Origin of the sequence: Kitasatospora sp. NPDC056531 (assembly GCF_042794375.1) — a bacterium.
Lineage (GTDB): Bacteria > Actinomycetota > Actinomycetes > Streptomycetales > Streptomycetaceae > Kitasatospora.
Genome location: NZ_JBHTTU010000355.1, coordinates 1 through 1,460 on the forward strand (window position 1 = coordinate 1; position 1,460 = coordinate 1,460).

1 protein-coding gene is annotated in these 1,460 nt (G+C 68.8%); it reads left to right on the forward strand.

Going from position 1 to position 1,460, the window contains the following annotated elements; all coding sequences use genetic code 11:
• Positions 1–46: 46 nt before the first annotated feature.
• Positions 47–1,460, forward strand: a 1,414-nt coding sequence (locus ACFQ87_RS46385) for an IS1634 family transposase (protein ID WP_380617076.1), incomplete at its 3' end; no start/stop codon positions are given.

Below are 1,460 nucleotides of genomic sequence, written 5' to 3' on the forward strand. Positions count from 1 at the left end.
TGTGTCGATATCTCGTTCGCGTCGTTCCCGGGTCCAGCGTCCTCGTATGACGGTGGAGTTGGCCCCGGTGGTGGAGAGGCGTCTGGGCGCTCTGCCTGCCTCTGCCGAGTTTCTGCGCCGGCTGGATGTGGCCGGGATCATCGACGAGCTGTGCCCGATCCGTGAGGTCGCGCACCTCACGCACGGGCAGGTGATCGAGGTCCTGGTCGCCAACCGGCTGTCCTCGCCGACCTCGATGGTCCGGGTCGGGCAGTGGGCACGGACGTGGGCCGTTGAGGAGGTGTTCGGCGTCGAGCCGGACCTGCTCAACGACGACCGGCTCGCCCGCGCGCTGGACGCGATCGCACCGCATCTGGAGGAGATCACCGGCTCCATCGGCGCGCAGGCGATCGCGGAGTTCGGCATAGATGTCGCTCAGATCCATTGGGACATGACGTCGATGTCCCTGTTCGGCGCCTATGAGGACCAGGAAGAGGGCTTTCCGCAGGTCAGGTACGGTCACCCGAAGGACCGGCGCGTCGATTTGAAGCAGATCCAGGCCGGGCTGGCCGTCAGCCGGGACGGCGGGATCCCGGTGTTCCACCGGGTCTACGACGGCGGCGCGGGCGAGGTCGCGCAGGTCGTGGGCGCGATGAAGGCTCTGCGGAAGATAGCCGAGCGCAAGGACTTCCTGCTCGTCGCGGACTCCAAACTCGTGTCCTACCCGAACATCACCGCGCTGCTGGACGCGCAGGTCGACTTCATCGCCCCGCTCCCGGCCGCCCAGGTCAAGGCCGAGGTCTACGCCGCCCTCGACACGGACTCCGCCGAGCTGGTCGACTACGTCAACGACCGCGACCGGGAGCGGAACACGCCCGCCGACCAGCGGGAGTCCTACCGGGTCCTGGAAGACGTCCACGTCATGGCCGGGTCGTGCAGGAGTGACCCGCAGCACCGGCTGCGCAGAATTCTGGTCCACTCCACCGGCAACGCCAAGGGCCAGCAGGCCGCCCGCGCCAAACGCCTGGCCCGGGCCGCGGAGGACCTGGAGAAACTGCAACGCTCGGCCGGCGGCCGCTACTACAACACCGCGGCCAAGGTCGAGGCCCGCATCGGCGTAATCGCCAAGACCCGCCGGGTCGCGAGCTGTCTGCGCACCGAGGTCACTGTCGATTCCGACGGCCGCCCGTTGCTGACCTGGCACTTCGACCGGGACGTCCTGGACGCCGAGGCCGCCGCCGACGGCTGGTACGCCCTGGTCACCCGGCTCTCTCCCGAGCAGGCCGATGCGGCCGAGGTCCTCAAGCGCTACAAGGGCCAGGGCGTGGTCGAGCGTCGCTACAACGACTTCAAGGGCCCGCTCGCGGTCGCGCCGATCTTCCTGGAACACAACCGGCGCATCGCCGCCCTGATCACCGTCATCTGCCTGGCCCTGCTGGTGTTCTGCCTGATCGAACGCCAGGTCCGCCAGGCCCTGGGCC